This is a genomic window from Streptomyces sp. NPDC059499 (assembly GCF_042749285.1).
Taxonomy (GTDB): Bacteria; Actinomycetota; Actinomycetes; order Streptomycetales; family Streptomycetaceae; genus Streptomyces.
In genome coordinates, this window is record NZ_JBHYTT010000019.1 from 117,615 (window position 1) to 138,189 (window position 20,575).

Below are 20,575 nucleotides of genomic sequence, written 5' to 3' on the forward strand. Positions count from 1 at the left end.
CCCCTCAGGCCGCCGGGTTGTGCCGGATCAGCGACTCGACCAGGCCGGAGCGGGTGGCCGGGTAGTCCAGCGGGACGATGCCGAGCCCGCTCCAGCCCGCCGCCTCCGCCCCGTCGAGGAACGAGTGGACCTGCGGGTTGAGCCGGTCGGAGTTCCAGCGCGGCGGCATCAGGGCGGCCGTGCTCACGTAGTTCATGAACAGCTTGCCGGGCTGCTGCGCGGCCTTGCGGAACTGCGCCTCGATCTTGGGGTACTTGCCGAACGGCTCGGCCATGTAGTCGTCCTGGATGTCGAAGACCGCCGGGTCGGCGTACCGGACGCCCGGCAGCCCGCCGTTGTCGGCGAGCACCACGACCTTGCCCCGGGCCCCGCCGAGGTCCGGGAGCACAGGGTCCAGGCGCAGGAGCGGGCGCCAGCCCTTGGCGTCGAGGTAGAGGTCGAAGATCCGCCGGAACGCGGCGTCGCTCTCCTGCGAGTACTCCTGCTTGACCCTCATCAGCACGGTCTCCGAAGGCCGCTGGGCCAGGAAGTCCCGGCAGGCGCCGAGCACGTCGTCGAAGTTCAGGTTCTGGTACGAGGCCCCGTGGTGGATGGCGTACGCGTCGCCGCTGATCCGGCAGCGTATGTCGAGGAAGCGGACGCCGCTGTTGAGCTGCTCGGCGATCGTGGTGTTCTGGCATGCCGTCCAGGGGCCGCCGTAGCGCGCCCCCGAGTTGTGGGTTCCCGGGATCGTGAGGCGTCGCAGCGGGGTGGCGTCGGCGATGCCGCGCATCCAGTCCTGGGTACCGAGGGCCCGCTCGGCGGCTGCCCCGGCGGGCGTCGCCCCGATGAGGACACCGGCGGTGGCGGCGAGGGCACCGGTGAGGAAGGTCCGGCGGCTGGCGGCGTAAGGGCTCATGCGGAAAGGCCTCCGTCGGCTGTGGGGGAGGCCTGAAATTATGTCGGGTACACCTCAATACGGGAACAGGGCCTGTCCCGGAGGCGCCGCCGGAAACGGCAGGAGCGGGGCGGTGGGCCCTTCCGGCCCGCCGCCCCGCTCCCGTGCACTGCCGCCGCTGACTACTGGATGACCGTGATCCTGTCCGTGGCCGGCGGGGCCAGCGGCGCGGAGGCCGTGGAGTGCGCCGCCAGGTAGGCGTTGAACAGGTCCAGGTCGGACGGGCCGACCAGCTTGTTCGTGCCCTGGCCGAGGGCCGCGAAGCCGTCGCCGCCACCCGCGAGGAACTCGTTCATCGCGACGCGGTACGTCTTCGCCGGGTCGATCGCCTCACCGTTCAGCAGGATCGAGGAGGCGACCACGCGGTCGGCGCCCGACTTCGTGAGGTCGAGCGTGTAGGTGAGGCCCTTCGAGACCTGGAGGATCTTCGGCGAGGCCGCGTTGGAGCCGCTGACCTGCTGCTGGAGCGCGGTGACGAGCTGCGCGCCGGTCAGGTCGACGACGTTCATCATGTTGGTGAACGGCTGGACGGTGAACGCCTCGCCGTACGTCACCACGCCGGCGCCCTCGTTGCCGGACGCCGCGTACACGAGGTCGGAGCGGATGCCGCCCGGGTTCATGAACGCGACGACCGCACCGCCCTTGTCCGCCGGGGCCAGGCCCTCCAGCTGGGCGTCCGCGATCACGTTGCCGAGCGGCTTCTCGGGGGCCGTGGAGCCGCGGCCGTTGATGTCGGCGGAGATGTAGCCCTGCGGCCGGTTGGAGATCGGCGCCGCGAGGGTGTTCCAACGGGCGATCAGCGCCGTCATGTCCGTGGCCTTGGCCTGGTCCCGGGTGACGACGTGGTTCTGCGACGTCGCCGACTTCACCGACGTACGGACGATGTCCTTGGTCCGGCGGTCGTAGGTGAGCGTCGTGTCCGTGTAGACCTTGCCGAACGAGGAGGCCGAGGTGACCATGCGCGGGTTGCCCGCCGGGTCCGGGACGGTGCACACGTACGCCTGGTGGGTGTGGCCCGTGACCAGGGCGTCGACCTTCGGCGTGATGCCCTTCGCGATGTCGACGATCGGTCCGGAGATGCCGTCGCCGGCGCCCGGGCTGTCGCAGTCGTAGTTGTACGAGGAGGAGGCCGGGGCCCCGCCCTCGTGGATCAGCGCGACGATGGACTTGACGCCCCGGCGGTCCAGCTCCTTGGCGTACTTGTTGACCGTCTCGATCTCGTCGTGGAACTTCAGGCCCTTGACGCCGTTGGCCGTGACGATGTTCGGCGTGCCCTCCAGGGTCACCCCGATGAAGCCGATCTTGACGCCGTTCTTCTTCCAGATCGTGTACGGCTTGAGGATCGGCCTGCCGGTCTTCTCGGCCGTCACATTGGCCGCGAGGTACGGGAAGTCGGCTCCCTTGAACTTCTTGCCCTGCTCGTAGCAGCCCTCGACGGGGTGGCAGCCACCGTTCTGCAGACGGGCCAGCTCGGTGGCTCCCTCGTCGAACTCGTGGTTGCCGACGGCCGTCACGTCGAGGTCGAGGCCGTTGAGCGCCTCGATCGTGGGCTCGTCGTGGAAGAGCCCGGAGAGCAGCGGGCTCGCGCCCACCATGTCGCCACCGGCCGCGGTGACGGAGTACGGGTGGCCCTCGCGCGCGGTGCGCAGCGAGGTCGCCAGGTACTCGACGCCACCGGCCGGGATCGACTTCACGGTGCCGTCGGCCTGCTTCTCGCTGACCGACCCGGCGGAACCGGCCGGCGGCTCCAGGTTGCCGTGCAGGTCGTTGAAGGAGAGCAACTGGACATCGACGGTACGGGCGTCGTGGCCGTGGCCGTGCCCCCGGTCATGGGCGCCGGCCGGCATCGCGGCGACGAGTGCGCCGACGGTGGCCAGTCCGGCCGCGGCGGCGAGCACCCGCCTGGACGCGCGGTTCTTCTGCGGAGTCGCTGACATCGGTCCCCTTGTGAGTTCAGCGGGAGGTCGGTGAGTGGTGACAGGTCTGGAGCCTGCTGCCGCAGCCTAGAGTCAACGCGCGTAGCGCGACAGAGTTACGGGGTTACGAGCTGGTTGCTTCCATGCCGGAAAGCGGCAGATCACCCATATCGCACAGTGTCACTGACGGTGCATCACTGTCACGGTTCCCGCACAGCAGCGCCACAGGTTGATCAGTCCGTCCGCCCGGTACGAGGACTCAGCCACCGCAGCGAGCCGCTTTCGCCCCGCCATATCCCTTGAAGTCACCCATCTTTGCCCCTCGGTGCCCGTCCGGCCCTGCATACGGCGTGTCAGTGGCGGCCCTTACAGTCCACTCATGAGAAATTCGAAGGTTGTGGTCGGCCTGGTCGCGGTCGGCCTGCTCACCGCCGGCTGTGGCTCCGACGGCAGCTCTTCCGCCTCCGGCGGAGACAAGGCACAGAAGGCCCTGCCGGTCGCTGTCGACGGCCCGCAGAAAGACGTACGCAAGCGTGGCGACGACAACATCAAGGTCACCCCGGCTCCCAAGCCCGGCGCACCGCTCACCGAGCAGGTGGAGCACAGGCTGCGCGAGGCCGTCCTCCTCGACGTGAAGGTGCCCGGCGAGACCAGCGCCACGTGCCCGGGCGGCGTGACCCAGAAGGCCGGGGCGGTCACCCGGTGCACCGTGACGTACGCGGGGGCCGAGATCCCCTACGAGGTGAAGATCAGCGACTCGTACACCAAGGGCAGCATGATCACCTCGTACACCACCACACCCCAAAAGGTCGTGCTGGCGGCGAAGGTCATGTACGACTTGCTCTACGAGCGGTACGGGGCCGAATCGGGGCGCGACGACGCGAGCAGGCTCGCCTGTGAGGAGCTCCCCGTCGCGAAGGCGGTGGACTGGGAGTCCGACACCGGCTACACGTGCCAGTACTGGAACAAGCACGCCAACGGGGGCGACGGCGGCTACCGGACGCTGCGGATCACGACCGGCCCGGCCGGCTACAACACCCCCGGCTTCGAGGAAGTGGAAGCCGACTGACACCCACTCACGCGATACCGGGCGGGGCGCCCCTTCACAGGGCGGCCCCGTCAGCCACAACGGCCACGACCGGTCGCGACGGCATGGAACGCCCCACCCCTCCGTCGTACGCTCGTACCCATGACGACTGACGTACCCCTCCCCGCCCCCGGCCGTGCGATCGAGACCCTCGACGCGCTCACCTCCGAGCAGGCCGACGCCGTCCTGGCCCTCCTCGGCGAGGCGGCCGGCACCGACGGCAGGGAGGCGGTCTCCGAGCAGGGGCGGCTCCAGCTCCGGGGCGGGCACCGCGAGGGCGTCCGGCACTTCCTGCTCACCGCCGACGGCGTACTCGCCGGCTACGCGCAGCTCGAGGACACCGACCCCGTCGAGGCCCCCGCCGCCGAGCTCGTCGTCCACCCCGCCCATCGCGGCCACGGGCACGGCCGGGCCCTCGGCGCCGCCCTCCTCGCGGCGACCGGGAAGCGGCTGCGGGTCTGGGCGCACGGCGGCAAGTCGGCGGCCCGGCACCTGGCCCAGGTCCTCGGCCTCTCCCTCTTCCGGGAGCTGCGCCAGCTCCGCCGGCCCCTGGACTCGATCGACATCCCCGAGCCGGTCCTGCCCCCGGGCGTCACCGTCCGCACCTTCGTGCCGGGCCAGGACGACGCGGCATGGCTCGCCGTCAACCACGCGGCCTTCGCCCACCACCCCGAGCAGGGCTCCCTCGCCCAGCGGGACCTGGACGACCGCAAGGCCTCGTCGTGGTTCGACCCGAAGGGCTTCTTCCTCGCCGAGCGCGACGGCGAGATCATCGGCTTCCACTGGACGAAGGTGCACGCCGAGGAGCAGCTCGGCGAGGTGTACGTCGTCGGCATCCTGCCCGAGGCCCAGGGCGGCGGCCTCGGCAAGGCGCTCACCGCGATCGGGCTGCGCCACCTCGCGGCGCAGGGACTGCCGAACGCGATGCTCTACGTCGACGCCGACAACCCGGCGGCCCTGTCGGTGTACGAGCGGATGGGCTTCGCCACGCACGAGGTCGACCTGATGTACCGCACGGAGTCCTGACACCCGGCAGCACCCTCACGAGCCTTCGGGGCGGCGTCGCTTGACGCCGCCCCTTCTTTGCGACACCCTTTCACTACTCAATTAGTGAAAGGGTGGTGAACATGGCAGAGCCCGCAGCGGTCGAGTACCGCATCGACCGGCGCAGCGGCGTCGCCACCTACCTGCAGATCGTGCAGCAGACCAAACAGGCCCTGCGTCTGGGCGTGCTGGAACCCGGCGACCGGCTGCCCACGGCCCGCGAGGTCGTCGAGGCGACAGCCATCAACCCCAACACCGTCCTCAAGGCCTACCGCGAACTCGAACGCGAAGGCCTCGTCGAGGCCCGCCGCGGCCTCGGCACCTTCGTCCGCCGCACCCTCGGCAGCGCCGCGGCCGCGGGCGACGCACCACTGCGGGCCGAACTCGCCGACTGGGCCCGCAGGGCCCGCGCCGCGGGACTGGACAAGGACGACGTGGGCGCTCTCTTCACCGCCGTACTGGACAGCACATTCAAGGGGGACCAGGACTCATGACAGGCGCCGCGATCGAGGCGACCGGCCTCGGTATGAAGTACGGGCGAAAGGCCGGGTGGGCGCTGCGCGACTGCACGTTCCGGCTGCCCGCCGGACGGGTGTGCGCCCTCGTCGGGCCCAACGGTGCCGGGAAATCCACCCTGCTCACCCTCGCGGCGGGCCTGCTCCGGCCCACCGAGGGAACGGTGCGGGTCCTCGGCTCCGCCACCCCCGCCGAAGCCCGGCCGCGCATCGCGTACGTGTCCCAGGACAAGCCCCTGTACCCGCAGTTCACCGTGGCCGACACCCTGTGGGCCGGCCGGGAGCTCAACCCCTCGACCTGGGACGGCGCGGCCGCCGAACGGATAGCCGGACCGCTCCCGCAGGACGCGAAGGTCCGCACGCTCTCCGGCGGCCAGCGCACCCGGCTCGCCCTCGCCCTCGCGCTGGGCAAGCGACCCGAACTGATGCTGCTGGACGAGCCGATGGCCGACCTCGACCCGCTCGCCCGGCACCAGCTGATGGGCGTCCTGATGGCCGAGGCCGCCGAGCACGCCACCACCATCGTGATGTCGTCGCACATCCTCACCGAGCTGGAGGGCGCCTGCGACTACCTCCTGCTCGTCGACGGCGGCACGGTCCGGCTCGGCGGCGAGAGCGACGACATCGTCGCCGCGCACGCCGTACTCACCGGCCAGGTCCGCGACCTCGCCCCGCACACCGTCGTCGAGTCCCGCACGACAGGGCGTCAGCTCACCGCACTCGTACGGAAGGAGGGCCCGGTGGACCTCGCCGCCTGGGACGTCACGGAGCCTTCGCTGGAGGAGCTCCTGCTGGCCCATCTCCGCTCGCCCGAGGCCCCGCCGCTGCTCACACCGAGCGCGTGCGGCAAGCCGAGCAAGGCGGAGGCCGCCGTATGAGCACCCTCGCCCTCCTGCGCGGCCCCGCCCGCGTCGCCGTACGCCAGCACCGGCGCACCCTGCGGATCGCGGGTCTGGTCGCCGTGGCCGCGATCGTCGTCCTGATCGGCTTCGCGCTGCGGACGTCCCACCTCATCGACGCCTTCGCGGCGAGTACCTGCAAGGCCTCGGGCGTCTCCGGCCCCGCGTGCGACCAGCGGATCGTGGACTTCAACGGGTCGATGTCCCTGTACAGCACCCTGCTCATGTACGCGCAGCTGGCCCTGATGGTCCTTCCCGGGGCCGTGGGCGCGTTCTTCGCCGGTCCCGTGATCGCCAGGGAGCTGGAGAGCGGTACCTACCGCATGGCGTGGACCCAGTCCGTGACACCCACCCGATGGCTGGCGGCCAAGCTCGCCGCACCCGCCGTGCTGCTCGTCGCCGGTGTGACCGCACTGTCCGTCACCCTCTCCTGGGCGCAGACGCGGACGGCCGACGATTTCACGGTCGACTGGTTCGACGCCCCGGTCTTCGTCGCGACGCTGCCCCTGGTCCTCGGCTACACCCTGCTCGGCATCGCGGTGGGCGCGCTCACCGGCCTGCTGGTGCGCCGCACCGTGGCAGCGATGTCGGTGGCCGCACTCGTCACGGGCACGGTGATGGCCACACTCGTGAGCCTCCGCAGCGGCCTCTGGCCCCTGGAGACCCGCATCAGCCCCACCGAGGGGAACTCAGGCGTTCCGGAATCCGCATGGGTCGTCGACGTCGGCCGTGTCACCAGCAGTGGTGAGCGGCTGCCGCTCGAGGTGTGCTGGCCGCAGGCCGAGGCGGCCCAGGTGACCAGGTGTCTGGCCGAGCGCGACGTCACCGGCATGTTCGTCGACTACCACCCCGCCTCGCACCTCTGGCCGCTCCAGCTCGTCGAGACCGGCATCGTCCTCGCCCTCGCCGCCCTGGCCCTCGCACTCGCCTTCCGCGTACTGCGCCGCCGCCACGGCTGAAAGACCTCCCTGTCCGGGCCCGGGGGGAGCCCGGACAGGGAGAACGCATACGGTGAACGGGGACACCCTCGCAGTCACACCGCTTCCTGCATGTCATGTCGCCGTTACCAGCCATTCAGACACGCTTGCGACCCTCACGGGATGCAGCCAGCTCTGCCCACCCCCCGCAACGGGAGCGACCCAGGTTCTCCGGCCTCTCCCGCATCTTCCGTGATCTTTAACGGCTCCGACGCGCCCCTGGAGCCGAACGCACGGAAGAATAGGTCCATGAGCCAGCAGCCCAGCTCCGAGGTCCCGGTCCAGCCCGCCCAGCCGTCGGTCGGCTCCCTCGCCGCACACCGGCCGAATGCCGTCGCCGGCTCGTCGTCCGCGCCCGCCGGCCTGTCCACAGCCGCTGACCTGGACCCCGATCTGGACAACGACGCCGACGCGTACGAGCCGGACACGGACGGTGAGGAGCTGCCGCAGGGCCGGTTCCTCGACCGGGAGCGCAGTTGGCTCGCGTTCAACGAACGAGTGCTGGAACTGGCGGAGGATCCCGCCACGCCCCTCCTCGAACGGGCTAATTTCCTCGCTATCTTCGCCTCGAACCTGGACGAGTTCTTCATGGTCCGGGTGGCCGGGCTCAAGCGCCGTATCGCCACCGGCGTCGCCACCCGCTCCGCGTCCGGGCTCCAGCCCCGCGAGGTCCTCGACCTGATCTGGACGCGCTCGCGCGAGCTCATGGCCCGGCACGCCGCCTGCTACCAGCAGGACATCGCGCCCGCGCTCTCCGACGAGGGCATCCAGCTCATCCGCTGGCCCGAGCTGACCGAGAAGGAACAGGCCCGCCTGTTCACCTTCTTCCGGCAGCGCGTCTTCCCCGTCCTGACCCCGCTGGCCGTCGACCCGGCGCACCCCTTCCCGTACATCTCCGGCCTCTCGCTCAACCTCGCCGTCGTCGTACGCAACCCGGTCAGCGGCCACCGCCACTTCGCCCGGGTCAAGGTGCCGCCGCTGCTCACCCGCTTCCTGGAGGCGTCGCCGCAGCGCTACGTCCCCATCGAGGACATCATCGCGGCCCACCTCGAAGAGCTCTTCCCCGGCATGGAGGTCCTCGCCCACCACATGTTCCGGGTCACCAGGAACGAGGACCTGGAGGTCGAGGAGGACGACGCCGAGAACCTCCTCCAGGCCCTGGAGAAGGAGCTCATGCGGCGCCGCTTCGGCCCGCCGGTCCGCCTGGAGGTCGAGGAATCCATCGACCCGTACGTGCTGGACCTGCTCGTACGCGAGCTGAAGATCTCCGAGACCGAGCTCTACCCGCTGCCCGGCCCGCTCGACCTCACCGGACTGTTCGGCATAGCCTCCCTGGACCGGCCGGAACTGAAGTTCCCCAAGTTCATCGCGGGCACCCACCGCGATCTCGCCGAGGTCGAGTCCGCCTCCGCGCCCGACATCTTCGCCGCCCTGCGTGAACGCGACGTACTGCTGCACCACCCGTACGACTCGTTCTCCACGTCCGTCCAGGCCTTCCTGGAACAGGCCGCGGGCGACCCGGACGTCCTCGCGATCAAGCAGACCCTGTACCGGACCTCGGGCGACTCCCCGATAGTGGACGCCCTGATCGACGCCGCCGAGTCCGGCAAGCAGGTCCTCGTGCTCGTCGAGATCAAGGCCCGCTTCGACGAGCAGGCCAACATCAAGTGGGCCCGCAAGCTGGAGGAGGCCGGCTGCCACGTCGTCTACGGCCTCGTCGGCCTCAAGACCCACTGCAAGCTGTCGCTCGTCGTACGCCAGGAGGGCGACACGCTGCGCCGCTACTCCCACGTCGGCACCGGCAACTACCACCCCAAGACCGCCAGGCTGTACGAGGACCTCGGCCTGCTCACCGCCGACCCGCAGGTCGGCGCGGACCTCTCCGACCTCTTCAACCGCCTCTCCGGCTACTCGCGCCGCGAGACCTACCGCCGGCTGCTGGTCGCCCCGAAGTCCCTGCGTGACGGACTGATCGCCCGCATCAACAAGGAGATCACCCACCACCGCGCGGGCCGCTCCGCCTACGTCCGCATCAAGGTCAACTCGATGGTCGACGAAGCGATCATCGACGCCTGCTACCGGGCCGGGCAGGCCGGCGTGACGGTCGACATCTGGGTACGCGGCATCTGCGCGATCCGCCCCGGTGTCAGCGGGCTCTCCGAGAACGTCCGGGTCCGCTCGATACTCGGCCGCTTCCTCGAACACTCCCGGGTCTTCGCCTTCGGCAACGGCGGCGAGCCCGAAGTCTGGTTCGGCAGCGCCGACATGATGCACCGCAACCTCGACCGCCGGATCGAAGCACTGGTCCGGGTCACCGACCCCGCGCATCGCGCCGCCCTCTCGAGGCTCCTCGAAACAGGCATGTCCGACACCACGTCCTCCTGGCACCTGGGTCCCGACGGGAACTGGACCCGGCACGCCTCGGACGCGGACGGCCAGCCCCTGCGGCACGTACAAGAGATGCTCATCGACGCACGGAGGCGCCGGCGTGCGACGCCCTGACCACCTGACGACGACGCAGGCACCGGACCTCCCCGCCGAGGCCGTCCTCGCCCCCTACCTGCGGGAACAGGCCGCCGACTTCCTGCGGAGCCTGCGCCTGCACCGCGAGCACGGCGCCCCGACGGACGCCGGCACGCAAGGAGCCGAGAAGGCCGCCGGTTCGCTGCGCCGCTCCGCACGCCGCATCAGCGGCACCCTGCACACCTTCCGGAGCGTGCTCGACCCGGTCTGGGCCGACCAGCTCCGTACGGAACTGGCCTGGCTCTCCGGCACGCTGGCCCGCGAACACGGGTACGCCACCCGGCTGGCCCGGCTGCTGGAAGCACTCCACCAGCTCTCGGGCGCCTCGCTCCCGGCGGCGCGGGCGGCCGTCCCCGCAGCCGACGGCGACCCCGGCGACACCCGCGACAAGGAGCGGGCAGCGCTCGGCGTCGGTGCGGCGCGGGCCGGGGCCCTCCTCGAACGCCGGCTGACCCTCTCCAGGACCCGCGCCCACTCGGCGGCGCTCCAGGCGCTCGGCTCCTCCCGCTTCCACGCGGTCGCCGACGCCGTCGCGCTCCTCGCCTCCGAGGTCCCCCTGGCGCCCGCCGCCACGGACCCGGCCGTCGACGTGCTGAACGGCCCCGCGGAGCGGGCCGAGCAGCGGATGCTCGGTGCGGTGGCCGCGCTGCCGCCCGACGAGACGGCGGAGCCGTACAACGACGCGCAGGACGCCCTCTGGCACCAGGCCCGCCTGCTGCTGAGGCTGCACCGGTACGCCCACGAGGTGGTCCAGGGCGCCCCCGATCCGGTCCTGGCCGGGGCGGGGCACACTCTCGACCTGCACCGGGACGCGGCGGAAGCCGCAGCGGCCGCGGCAGCCGCGGCCCGCACCCCGCGGATCGCCCCGGCGACGGCGTACGCCCTGGGGGTGCTCCACGCCGACCAGCGGCACGAGGTGGAGGCGGCCCGCAGCGTGTTCCGGGAGACCTGGCCGTACGCGGCAGCTGCCGTGACGACACCGTGAGCCACCACCCCGGCAACCCCGCCGACGGCCCCGTTCTGGCCGCGGGCTGCGTGCTGTGGCGCCGGTCCCCGTACGACGGAGGACTGGAGATCTGCCTGGTCCACAGGCCGCGCTACGACGACTGGTCCTACCCGAAAGGGAAGCTGAAGCGCGGCGAGACCGCGCTGGAGGGTGCCCTGCGCGAGGTCCTGGAGGAGACGGGCCACCGCTGCACCCCCGGCCCCCGGCTGCCCACGTCCCGGTACCTGGTGAACGGGCGTCCGAAAGAGGTCACCTACTGGGCGGCCGAGGCGGCCGGCGGCACGTTCGTACCCAACGACGAGGTGGACCGGCTGATCTGGCTCTCGCCCACGGCCGCCCGCAACCGCCTCACCCGCCCCCGCGACCGCGATCAGCTGGACGCGTTCCTCAAGACGCCCACCGCCTGACGCGGGAGGGCGAGCGGTTCTCGGCCGGGGCCGCGCGCCCCGGCCCGGGCACCTGTCCGGCGACGAGGGCACCGCCCCCGCCGGGCCTTTAGCACCGGAACCAGCCCGCCCGGCACGGTTCACCTTCCGTTCACTCTGCCCCGTAGGGCGCTTCACCTGTTCTGCCTAATTTCGGACGTACCCGGTGCACGGCGCCAAGCCACGCACCATTCCTCATCGCACGCCGCCTCGCACCACCAGCCGCGGCGGCTCCTGGAAGGAACACCCCGAAAGTGAAGCTTCAGCGCAAGAACCGGCTTCGTGCCACCGCGCTCGGTGCCCTCGCCGTCTCCGGCGCCCTGGTCCTCACGGCGTGCGGTTCGGACGACAACACCGGTGCCGACGCGAACGGCGGCACCAAGACCAGCGCCGCCGCGTCGAACATCAAGTGTGACGGCGCCGAGGGCCAGCTGCGCGCCTCCGGGTCGAGCGCGCAGAAGAACGCCATGGACCTCTGGGTCAAGAACTACATGGCGGCCTGCTCGGGCGTGGAGGTCAACTACAACTCCTCCTCCTCCGGCGAGGGCATCGTGGCCTTCAACCAGGGCACCGTCGGCTTCGCCGGCTCGGACTCGGCCCTGAAGCCCGAAGAGGTCGCCGAGTCGAAGAAGATCTGCAAGACCGGCCAGGGCATCAACCTCCCCATGGTCGGCGGCCCCATCGCGATCGGCTTCCACGTCGAGGGCGTCGACAAGCTCACGCTGGACGCCTCCACGCTCGCCAAGATCTTCGACACCAAGATCAAGAAGTGGAACGACCCGGCGATCGCCAAGCTCAACGACGGCGTCAAGCTGCCGGACAAGGCCATCCAGCCCTTCCACCGCTCCGAGGACTCCGGCACCACGCAGAACCTCGGCAAGTACCTGAACGCCGCGGCCGCGAGCGACTGGAAGTACGAGGCCGAGAAGAAGTGGCCCGCGCCCGGTGGCCAGGCCGCCTCCGGCTCCTCCGGTGTCGCCACCCAGGTCAAGCAGGTCGACGGCTCCATCGGTTACTTCGAGCTCTCCTACGCCGCCTCGCAGGACATCACCACCGTGGACATCAACACCGGTGGCGCCGCCCCGGTCGAGGCCACCTCGGAGAACGCCTCCAAGGCGATCGCCGCCGCCAAGGTCAAGGGCACCGGCAAGGACCTGGCGCTCGACCTCGACTACACGACCAAGGCCGAGGGCGCGTACCCGCTGGTCCTGGTGACGTACGAGGTCGTCTGCGACACCGGCAACAAGGCCGAGACCCTCGGCACGGTCAAGTCCTTCCTGACCTACGCCGCCTCCGAGGACGGCCAGAAGGTCCTCACCGAGGCCGGCTACGCGCCGATCCCCGCGGAGATCAACGCCAAGGTCCGCGAGACGGTCGCCGCCCTCTCGTAACCCGTACCGCGCACGACGCACACGGCAGGCCGGTCCGGCGCACCCCTCCGGACCGGCCCGCCACCAGCCCCATCCGGTGCACCGCCGCCAGGGGAGCCGCCGCTCCCCCACACAGACCGGAAAGACCATGGCTTCCACGACACCGCTCGACATCCCACCGGCTCCGCCGGCAACGCGCGGCCGCCCCAGGACCACCGGGCGCGCCGGCGACAAGATCTTCCTGGGCCTCTCGCGGGGCTCGGGCATCCTGCTGCTCGTGATCATGGCGTCGATCGCCGTGTTCCTCACCTACCGCGCCGTCATCGCGATCTCGAAGGACGAGGGCAACTTCCTCACCACCTTCGACTGGAACCCGGCCGGCGACCCGCCGGTCTTCGGCATCGCGGTCCTCCTCTTCGGCACGGTCGTCAGCTCGATCATCGCGATGCTCATCGCGGTTCCGATCGCTGTCGGCATCGCCCTCTTCATCTCGCACTACGCGCCGCGCAGGCTGGCGGCGCCGATCGCCTACGTCATCGACCTGCTCGCCGCCGTGCCCAGCATCGTCTACGGCATCTGGGGCGCGCTCGTCCTCGTGCCGTACCTGGAGGGCCTGAACCTCTGGCTCGACCAGTTCTTCGGCTGGACGTACATCTTCGAGAAGACCGAGGTCGGCGTCGCCCGCTCGCTCTTCACCGTCGGCATCCTGCTCGCGATCATGATCCTGCCGATCGTGACCAGCGTCAGCCGCGAGGTCTTCCTCCAGGTCCCGAAGATGAACGAGGAAGCGGCGCTCGCCCTCGGAGCCACCCGCTGGGAGGTCATCCGCCTCTCGGTACTGCCCTTCGGCCGCTCCGGGATCATCTCCGCCTCGATGCTGGGCCTGGGCCGGGCGCTCGGCGAGACGATGGCCGTCGCCACGGTCCTGTCGCCGAGCTTCCTCATCTCGCTGCACGTGCTCAATCCGGGCGGCGGGACCTTCGCGCAGAACATCGCGGCCAAGTTCGGTGAGGCCGACGAATTCGGGCGCGACGCCCTGATCGCCTCGGGCCTCGTCCTCTTCGTCCTCACCCTGCTGGTCAACGGCGCGGCCCGGCTCATCATCGCCCGCCGCAAGGAGTACTCGGGGGCCAACGCATGAGCCACGCCACCACCACCGACGTCCAGGACAAGCGTCCGCGGACCTCGCCGGACCACCGCAAGGGCAGCCTCAGCAGCCGCAGCCTCCCCCGGTGGGCGCCGCTCGGATTCGCCGCTGTCGCGATCGCGCTCGGCGTCGGCATCAGCGTCGCCGCCGGCTGGCACAGCCGCGTGCAGTGGGGCCTGATCTCCGCCCTGCTCTTCCTGGCCGTCTCCTACGTCGTGACGACCGCGGTCGAGAACAAGCGTCAGGCCAAGGACCGCCTCGCCACCAGCATCGTCTGGGTGTGCTTCGTCGTCGCCGTCGTCCCGCTCGCCTCGCTGCTGTGGACCACCATCAGCCGCGGCTCCGAGCGCCTCGACGGATACTTCCTGACCCACTCCATGGCCGGGGTCCTCGGCTCGGAGGACAGCGGCGGCGTCTACCACGCGCTGATCGGCACCCTGGAGCAGGTCGGCATCGCCACGGTGATCTCCGCCCCGCTCGGACTGCTGACCGCCGTCTACCTCGTCGAGTACGGCAAGGGCGCGCTCGCCAGGTCCGTCACCTTCTTCGTCGACGTGATGACCGGGATCCCGTCGATCGTCGCCGGTCTCTTCATCCTGTCGATCATGCTGATCGCGAGCATCGAGCCGTCCGGCCTGATGGGCGCGCTCGCCCTGACGATCCTGATGATCCCGGTCGTGGTCCGCTCCACGGAGGAGATGCTCAAGCTCGTCCCGAACGAGCTCCGCGAGGCCTCCCTCGCCCTGGGCATCCCCAAGTGGCGCACCATCCTGAAGGTGGTCCTCCCCACCGCGATCGGCGGCATCACCACGGGCGTCATGCTCGCCATCGCCCGTATCGCGGGAGAGACGGCACCGATCATCCTGCTGGTCTTCGGCAGCCAGCTGATCAACACGAACCCCTTCGAAGGCGCCCAGTCCTCGCTGCCGTTCTACATCTACGAGCAGTACAAGGTCGGCGAGGCCGCGTCCTACGACCGCGCCTGGGCCGCGGCCCTGGTCCTGATCGCCTTCGTCATGATCCTCAATCTGGCGGCGCGCGGTATCGCCCGCTGGAAGGCCCCGAAGACCGGTCGCTGACGCGGCCACCAGCGACCTCCGAAAGAAGCAGTGATTTTCATGGCCAAGCGCATCGACATCGGCGGCCTCTCCGCCTTCTACGGCTCCCACAAGGCCATCGAGGACATCTCGATGACCGTGGAGCCCCGCTCCGTGACCGCCTTCATCGGCCCGTCCGGCTGCGGCAAGTCCACCTTCCTGCGGACCCTGAACCGCATGCACGAGGTCACCCCCGGCGGCCGCGTCGAGGGCAAGGTGCTGCTGGACGACGAGAACCTGTACGGGCCCGGGGTCGACCCCGTCACCGTGCGCCGCACCGTCGGCATGGTCTTCCAGCGCCCGAACCCGTTCCCGACCATGTCGATCTTCGACAACGTCGCCGCGGGCCTGAAGCTGAACGGCTCGTACCGCAAGAACCAGCTGTCGGACGTCGTCGAGAAGTCCCTGCGGGGCGCCAACCTCTGGAACGAGGTCAAGGACCGCCTGAACAAGCCCGGCTCCGGCCTCTCCGGCGGCCAGCAGCAGCGCCTGTGCATCGCCCGCGCCATCGCCGTCGAGCCGGACGTGCTGCTGATGGACGAGCCGTGCTCGGCACTCGACCCGATCTCGACCCTCGCGATCGAGGACCTGGTCGGTGAGCTGAAGGAGCGCTTCACGATCGTCATCGTGACGCACAACATGCAGCAGGCGGCGCGCGTCTCGGACCGTACGGCGTTCTTCAACCTCTCCGCGGTGGGCAAGCCCGGCCGGCTGATCGAGATCGACGAGACGGAGCGGATCTTCTCCAACCCGTCGGTCCAGGCGACCGAGGACTACATCTCGGGCCGCTTCGGATAACCACAGACGGCCTTGGGGTGCTGCATGGCGGTGCCACCACAAGGCAGAGGGTCCGCCCCCGCTCCCGGTCTTCCGATCGGAGCGGGGGCGGACCCATGCGACACGGTCACCCGGTACTCGCCGTCATCGTGGTTCGGCCGTCAGTCCGTCACCCGAAGAGCAGGGCCACGACGCCGTAGCTCAGCGCGGCGACCAGCGCCGCGGCCGGCATGGTGATGAACCATCCCAGGATGATGTTCTTGGCCACGCCCCACCGCACGGCGTTCACCCGCTTGGTGGCGCCCACACCCATGATCGCCGAGGTGATCACGTGCGTCGTGGAGATCGGTGCGTGGAACAGGAACGCCGAGCCGAACATGATCGACGCACCCGTGGTCTCCGCCGCGAAGCCCTGCGGCGGGTCCAGCTCGATGATCTTCCGGCCGAGCGTGCGCATGATGCGCCAGCCGCCCGCGTACGTACCGAGCGAGAGCATCAGCGCACAGGCGATCTTCACCCAGACCGGGATCTCGTCGTTGGGTCCCTCGACATCGGCGATGACCAGCGCCATCACGACGATGCCCATCGTCTTCTGCGCGTCCTGGAGACCGTGACCGAGCGCCATGCCCGCCGCCGAGACCGTCTGCGCGATACGGAAGCCGCGCTTGGCCTTGTGGGGGTTGGACTTCCGGAACATCCACATGATCGCGACCATCACCAGATAGCCCACGACCAGACCGATGACCGGTGAGAGGAACATCGGGATGACGATCTTGTCGAGGACGCCGTCCCAGTGCACCATCGTCCCGCCGGCCAGCGCCGCGCCGACCATGCCGCCGAACAGGGCGTGCGAGGACGAGGACGGCAGACCGTAGTACCAGGTGATGAGGTTCCAGATGATCGCGCCGACCAGCGCCGCGAAGAGGATTCCCATCCCCTTCTGCCCCTCGGGCGTGGCGATGATCCCTTCGCTGACGGTCTTGGCGACCCCCTGGCCCAGGAAGGCGCCGGCGAGGTTCATCACGGCGGCCATCGCCAGAGCCGCACGCGGGGTCAGCGCCCGGGTGGAGACCGAGGTGGCGATGGCGTTCGCCGAGTCGTGGAAGCCGTTCGTATACGTGAAGCCGAGCGCGACACCGATGGTCACGATCAGCGCAAAGGTGTCCACGAGGTTCAGGACTCCTTGACCGCGATGGTCTCCACGGTGTTCGCAACGTGCTCGAACGCGTCAGCGGCCTCTTCCAGCACATCCACGATCTGCTTGAGCTTCAGCACTTCCATGGCGTCGTACTTGCCGTTGAAGAGCTGGGCGAGCAGCTTGCGGTGGATCTGGTCGGCCTGGTTCTCGAGACGGTTGACCTCGATCCAGTACTCGGTGAGGTTCTGCATGGTCCGCAGGCTCGGCATGGCCTCGGCGGTCAGCTCCGCGGCGCGGGCCAGCACCTCGATCTGCTGCTCGACACCCTTGGGGAGCTCGTCCACCTGGTACAGCACGACCAGGTCGACGGCCTCCTCCATGAAGTCCATGATGTCGTCGAGCGACGACGCGAGGTTGTAGATGTCCTCGCGGTCGAACGGCGTGATGAAGGAGGAGTTCAGCTGGTGGAAGATCGCGTGGGTGGCATCGTCCCCCGCGTGCTCCGCTGCCCGCATACGCTCCGCGATCTCGACTCGGGAGGCAGAATCCGCCCCGAGCAGTTCCATCAGGAGTTTCGAGCCCGTGACGATGTTGTCCGCGGATGCGGAAAACATGTCGTAGAAGCTCGTCTCCCTGGGGGTCAGACGAAAGCGCACGTGGGGTCCTCGGGGTGCTTTGGATTCGGTCAGGCTGATGCTAGGCGCATCATCCGGCCACGGCTAACCGGCGTTATTCAGTGTCGCGCATCGGGCACAGTGATCAGCACGGCCCCCCGGTCACGTTTCGGCTGGATTCGTTACGATATACCCGGCAGGGGTATACAGACTGGGCAGACAGGTCTGCGGACGCAGAGCAAGAGGACAACGGAGGACCCCATGACCACGACCGAGGCCACTGAATCAGCCGACGCGGCCGGTACGGAAGAGGTCGTCACCGACCATGACCGCGGCATCCACGGCTACCACCACCAGAAGGACGAGCACCTGAAGCGGCTGCGCCGCATCGAGGGCCAGGTCCGGGGCCTGCAGCGCATGGTGGACGAGGACATCTACTGCATCGACATACTCACCCAGGTCTCGGCGTCCACGAAGGCCCTGCAGTCGTTCGCGCTCCAGCTGCTGGAGGAGCACCTGCGCCACTGCGTCGCCGATGCCGCGGTCAAGGGCGGTGCGGAGATCGACGCGAAGGTCGAGGAGGCCACGAAGGCGATCGCCCGCCTCCTGCGTACCTGAGGTGGCCGGAAACGTATGGACCGGGACGAGTTCCGTGAGATGACCGACAGTGCCGGAGCCGGAGCTCATCCCCCGTGGGTGCACTGCCGGGGGATCGTCGGCGGCCGCTCGGCCAGGGCAGCCGTGACGTTGAGCACCTCGTCGATGCGGTCCGGACTCAGCCGGTCCTCACACGTGCCCGAAGCCGCGATCATGAGCTCGCCGCACAGTTCGATCTCGGCGAGAGCCACACAGTCCTGAGCGTTCGGAGCGCTGAGCGTCACCACCTGCGTCACCTCTCTCTGCCGTCGCCGACCCCTGGCGCACCGACTTCCTAGGGTAGGCAGCGCAACACTCACCGCGCATGGCACGGACGGACCATTTCAGCCCCCTCCCTACGGTGTTTCCGGGCCACCCCGCCCCTGCTGGACGCTGCCCGTGTAGATGTCGCCGGCGGGCGGAAGCTCCACGGTGACCGGTGCCCCGAACCCGTACAGCAGCATCGTCGACACGACCGACACGGCCGGTCCCTCCGAGGCGAAGCTGAAGCGGTGGCGCACCTTCCGCAACAGACCCTTGTCGTCGAGATACACGTCGAAGGGCACCGCGTCCGTGCTGAACCCTTTCGCCGCGGCCGCCAGCGCGCCGCGCGAGGACGGCGAAGCCGCTGCCGCCGCGCGCCCGAGGTCCGAGGTCCCCCGGTAGTGACGGACCGCGACCCCGGCGAGCTCCGTCCTGCCGACGTACGTCACCTCTCCCGCACCGCGCAGGAGTTCGGCGGCGGCCATGGGATCGGTGACGCCGCCGGTGACGAGATTGCCGTCCTCGAGAGCCGTCGTGTCGATCCTGACCCACTTGTCGTCGGGCACTCCGGCACCCCGGTTCTTCATGTACAGCGCCCCCGGCGCCAGCAGCTCGGTGATGGGCCGGTGCCCGTCCGCCCCTGCGGCGTCCTTGGGCAGTACGACCTTGATCCGGCCCAGCTGCCTGCGGAAGTCGTACGCTCCCTGGCCCCGGATCGTCACCCGCGTTCCGCCGGCCGCGGTCTCCATCGACGTACGCGTCTCGGCGCTGCCCGCGCCGGTCAGCCGGTCGGCGGCCCGCCGGACCACGGCCGCCGGGGTACCGGCCGGCCCGCCGTCACCGGCCACGGACCGCTGCCGGGTCCCGTCACCGTCGCTCCTTCCGGAGCACCCGGTGCTCACCGCCATCACACCCGCCACGGCCAGGGCGCACACAGCCAGTGCCCCGCCTCCGCACCTGTGCTGCCGCACCACCATCGCCTGCCAACCCCCAACGACGTACCCCAGAAACCGAGCTCCCGCCCGCCTCGCCTAACGACCACCGGGGCGCCCCGTCACGCCGCAAGGGCCCGTCCGGCGCTTGAGGAAGCCGATCGGCCCACTCGCAGACGTCGCCGGCCGGCCCCAGTACCGTGGACGCGTGTATGAGGACCCCCCGGACTCCGCCGTCCAAGCCCCCGCCCCGGCACACACCACCACGACCGTCGAACGAGGCTCCTTCTGCCTGGCCCGCTGCACCTGCGGCTGGTCGGGACCGGCCAGGCGCTCGCGCGACCGGGCCCGCACCGACGCCGAACACCACAGCGCCGCGCCGGGCCGCCGGGAGGCGCCCGGTATCTGAGGAGGGCCGTCCGGGAGCTGTCCCCGGCTAGGGGGTGTCCGGCCGTCCGAGGATCTCGTCCAGCCGCCGCACGAAGTCGTCCGTGTCCGGGACCGTCGCGGGCAGGAGCTTCCGGAGGAGCGCCAGGTCCTCCGCCAGTTCCCGGATCAGGCTCCGGGCGGGCGCACGGTCCAGCAGGGCGTCGAACAGCGCGGCGGCCCCGTCCGGGTCCGGCAGCGCGCAGGTCATGACGAACAGGCACTCGCGCGCCCACGCGGCCTTCGGGCCCTCGTTCCCCGCTTCGGCGGCGGCCATCCGGACAGCGCGCCGGAACTGCTCCGTGGCCGCCTCCTCATCACCGTTCATGCGCAGGGCCACGGCATGGAGACCCAGGTTCCAGCCGTCATCGGGATCGAGTTCGAGGGCCCGGACACAATCGGCGAGCGCCTCGTCATGACGGCCCATGAGCAGGAGGACCTGGCCGCGGCCGTTGATGATCCATTCGGATCGTGGGGCGGTCCCGAGGGCTCGGGTGTAGTCGGCGAGCGCCTCCTCGTAGCGCCCCATCGCCTGGTACGTCTGCGCGCGGCTGCCCAGGGCCCAGGCGTACTGGGGGTTGATGCCGAGGGCGCGCGTGTAGTCGACGAGTGCCTCGTCGAAACGGGCCATTTCCCGGTACGTCTCCCCGCGGTTGGCGAAGGCCCACGCATAGTCGGGGTCGAGCTCGATCGCGCGGGTGTACTCGGCGAGCGCCTCCTCATGACGCCCCATCACCTGGTACGTCTGCCCGCGGCTGCCCAGGGCCCAGGCGTACTGGGGGTTGATGCCGAGAGCACGCGAGAAATCGGCGAGCGCGTCGTCGTACCGCTCCAGAACCTGGTAG

General features: G+C 70.1%; 21 protein-coding genes. 14 read left to right on the top strand and 7 right to left on the bottom strand.

All coding sequences use genetic code 11. The annotated features are described in order from the left end of the window. Window positions 1–4: 4 nt before the first annotated feature. Both ACFW9O_RS31895 and ACFW9O_RS31900 read right to left on the bottom strand, forming a co-directional pair. Window positions 5–898 (bottom strand): phosphatidylinositol-specific phospholipase C, encoded by an 894-nt coding sequence (locus ACFW9O_RS31895; protein WP_384614168.1) that lies wholly within the window; start codon window positions 896–898, stop codon window positions 5–7. A gap of 161 nt (window positions 899–1,059) precedes the next feature. Beyond that, window positions 1,060–2,874: a bifunctional metallophosphatase/5'-nucleotidase gene (locus ACFW9O_RS31900; protein WP_384614169.1), complete on the bottom strand. Its 1,815-nt coding sequence runs from the start codon at window positions 2,872–2,874 to the stop codon at window positions 1,060–1,062. A gap of 358 nt (window positions 2,875–3,232) precedes the next feature. On the opposite strand from ACFW9O_RS31900, the gene ACFW9O_RS31905 reads away from it, so the two are divergent. The 12 genes from ACFW9O_RS31905 (at window position 3,233) to pstB (ending at window position 15,741) form a co-directional block, all read left to right on the top strand. After that, the gene (locus tag ACFW9O_RS31905) at window positions 3,233–3,922 is read left to right on the top strand and encodes a hypothetical protein (RefSeq protein WP_384614171.1); all 690 of its coding nucleotides are present in this window, start codon (window positions 3,233–3,235) and stop codon (window positions 3,920–3,922) included. A 120-nt stretch (window positions 3,923–4,042) separates the two neighbouring features. Further along, window positions 4,043–4,966 (top strand): mycothiol synthase, encoded by a 924-nt coding sequence (gene mshD, locus ACFW9O_RS31910; protein WP_384614173.1) that lies wholly within the window; start codon window positions 4,043–4,045, stop codon window positions 4,964–4,966. A 101-nt stretch (window positions 4,967–5,067) separates the two neighbouring features. Further along, window positions 5,068–5,478 (top strand): GntR family transcriptional regulator, encoded by a 411-nt coding sequence (locus tag ACFW9O_RS31915; RefSeq protein ID WP_351166632.1) that lies wholly within the window; start codon window positions 5,068–5,070, stop codon window positions 5,476–5,478. Then, the gene (locus ACFW9O_RS31920; protein WP_384614175.1) at window positions 5,475–6,377 is read left to right on the top strand and encodes an ABC transporter ATP-binding protein; all 903 of its coding nucleotides are present in this window, start codon (window positions 5,475–5,477) and stop codon (window positions 6,375–6,377) included. Before ACFW9O_RS31915 ends, ACFW9O_RS31920 begins: the two co-directional genes overlap by 4 nt. Continuing rightward, window positions 6,374–7,357: a hypothetical protein gene (locus ACFW9O_RS31925; protein WP_384614177.1), complete on the top strand. Its 984-nt coding sequence runs from the start codon at window positions 6,374–6,376 to the stop codon at window positions 7,355–7,357. The genes ACFW9O_RS31920 and ACFW9O_RS31925 overlap by 4 nt, the downstream gene beginning before the upstream one ends. 267 nt (window positions 7,358–7,624) lie before the next feature. Next, window positions 7,625–9,877, top strand: coding sequence for an RNA degradosome polyphosphate kinase (locus tag ACFW9O_RS31930; RefSeq protein ID WP_351166626.1), 2,253 nt, complete (start codon window positions 7,625–7,627; stop codon window positions 9,875–9,877). Beyond that, window positions 9,864–10,883, top strand: a complete 1,020-nt coding sequence (locus ACFW9O_RS31935) for a CHAD domain-containing protein (protein WP_384614179.1) — start codon at window positions 9,864–9,866, stop codon at window positions 10,881–10,883. Before ACFW9O_RS31930 ends, ACFW9O_RS31935 begins: the two co-directional genes overlap by 14 nt. Next, window positions 10,880–11,311, top strand: coding sequence for an NUDIX hydrolase (locus ACFW9O_RS31940; protein ID WP_384614181.1), 432 nt, complete (start codon window positions 10,880–10,882; stop codon window positions 11,309–11,311). The genes ACFW9O_RS31935 and ACFW9O_RS31940 overlap by 4 nt, the downstream gene beginning before the upstream one ends. A gap of 272 nt (window positions 11,312–11,583) precedes the next feature. Beyond that, a complete protein-coding gene (gene pstS / locus ACFW9O_RS31945) occupies window positions 11,584–12,720 on the top strand; it encodes a phosphate ABC transporter substrate-binding protein PstS (protein ID WP_351166616.1) in 1,137 nt (378 codons plus the stop codon). A 127-nt stretch (window positions 12,721–12,847) separates the two neighbouring features. After that, window positions 12,848–13,840: a phosphate ABC transporter permease subunit PstC gene (pstC, locus tag ACFW9O_RS31950; RefSeq protein ID WP_351166614.1), complete on the top strand. Its 993-nt coding sequence runs from the start codon at window positions 12,848–12,850 to the stop codon at window positions 13,838–13,840. Continuing rightward, on the top strand, window positions 13,837–14,925 hold the full coding sequence (pstA, locus tag ACFW9O_RS31955) for a phosphate ABC transporter permease PstA (RefSeq protein WP_384614183.1): 1,089 nt from the start codon (window positions 13,837–13,839) through the stop codon (window positions 14,923–14,925). The genes pstC and pstA overlap by 4 nt, the downstream gene beginning before the upstream one ends. Window positions 14,926–14,964: 39 nt before the next feature. Continuing rightward, on the top strand, window positions 14,965–15,741 hold the full coding sequence (gene pstB, locus ACFW9O_RS31960) for a phosphate ABC transporter ATP-binding protein PstB (RefSeq protein ID WP_329208772.1): 777 nt from the start codon (window positions 14,965–14,967) through the stop codon (window positions 15,739–15,741). Window positions 15,742–15,889: 148 nt separating this feature from the next. Here the strand turns inward: pstB and ACFW9O_RS31965 are convergent, their stop codons facing one another. After that, entirely contained in the window at window positions 15,890–16,888 is a 999-nt protein-coding gene (locus ACFW9O_RS31965; protein WP_329208773.1) for an inorganic phosphate transporter, read from the bottom strand. A 5-nt stretch (window positions 16,889–16,893) separates the two neighbouring features. Further along, a complete protein-coding gene (locus ACFW9O_RS31970; protein ID WP_329208774.1) occupies window positions 16,894–17,514 on the bottom strand; it encodes a DUF47 family protein in 621 nt (206 codons plus the stop codon). Between the two features lie 219 nt (window positions 17,515–17,733). Between ACFW9O_RS31970 and ACFW9O_RS31975 the strand changes: the two genes are divergently transcribed. Next, a complete protein-coding gene (locus tag ACFW9O_RS31975; RefSeq protein WP_329208775.1) occupies window positions 17,734–18,090 on the top strand; it encodes a metal-sensitive transcriptional regulator in 357 nt (118 codons plus the stop codon). Window positions 18,091–18,155: 65 nt separating this feature from the next. Here ACFW9O_RS31975 and ACFW9O_RS31980 read toward each other — a convergent pair whose 3' ends face one another. After that, a complete protein-coding gene (locus ACFW9O_RS31980; RefSeq protein WP_384614186.1) occupies window positions 18,156–18,365 on the bottom strand; it encodes a hypothetical protein in 210 nt (69 codons plus the stop codon). A 99-nt stretch (window positions 18,366–18,464) separates the two neighbouring features. Continuing rightward, a complete protein-coding gene (locus ACFW9O_RS31985) occupies window positions 18,465–19,349 on the bottom strand; it encodes a hypothetical protein (protein ID WP_384614187.1) in 885 nt (294 codons plus the stop codon). Between the two features lie 163 nt (window positions 19,350–19,512). Here ACFW9O_RS31985 and ACFW9O_RS31990 point away from each other — a divergent pair, with 163 nt between their 5' ends. Then, a complete protein-coding gene (locus ACFW9O_RS31990; RefSeq protein ID WP_351166604.1) occupies window positions 19,513–19,713 on the top strand; it encodes a hypothetical protein in 201 nt (66 codons plus the stop codon). 27 nt (window positions 19,714–19,740) lie between these two features. Here ACFW9O_RS31990 and ACFW9O_RS31995 read toward each other — a convergent pair. Further along, window positions 19,741–20,575: tetratricopeptide repeat protein (locus tag ACFW9O_RS31995; RefSeq protein ID WP_384614189.1), on the bottom strand; the 835-nt coding region annotated here is incomplete at its 5' end.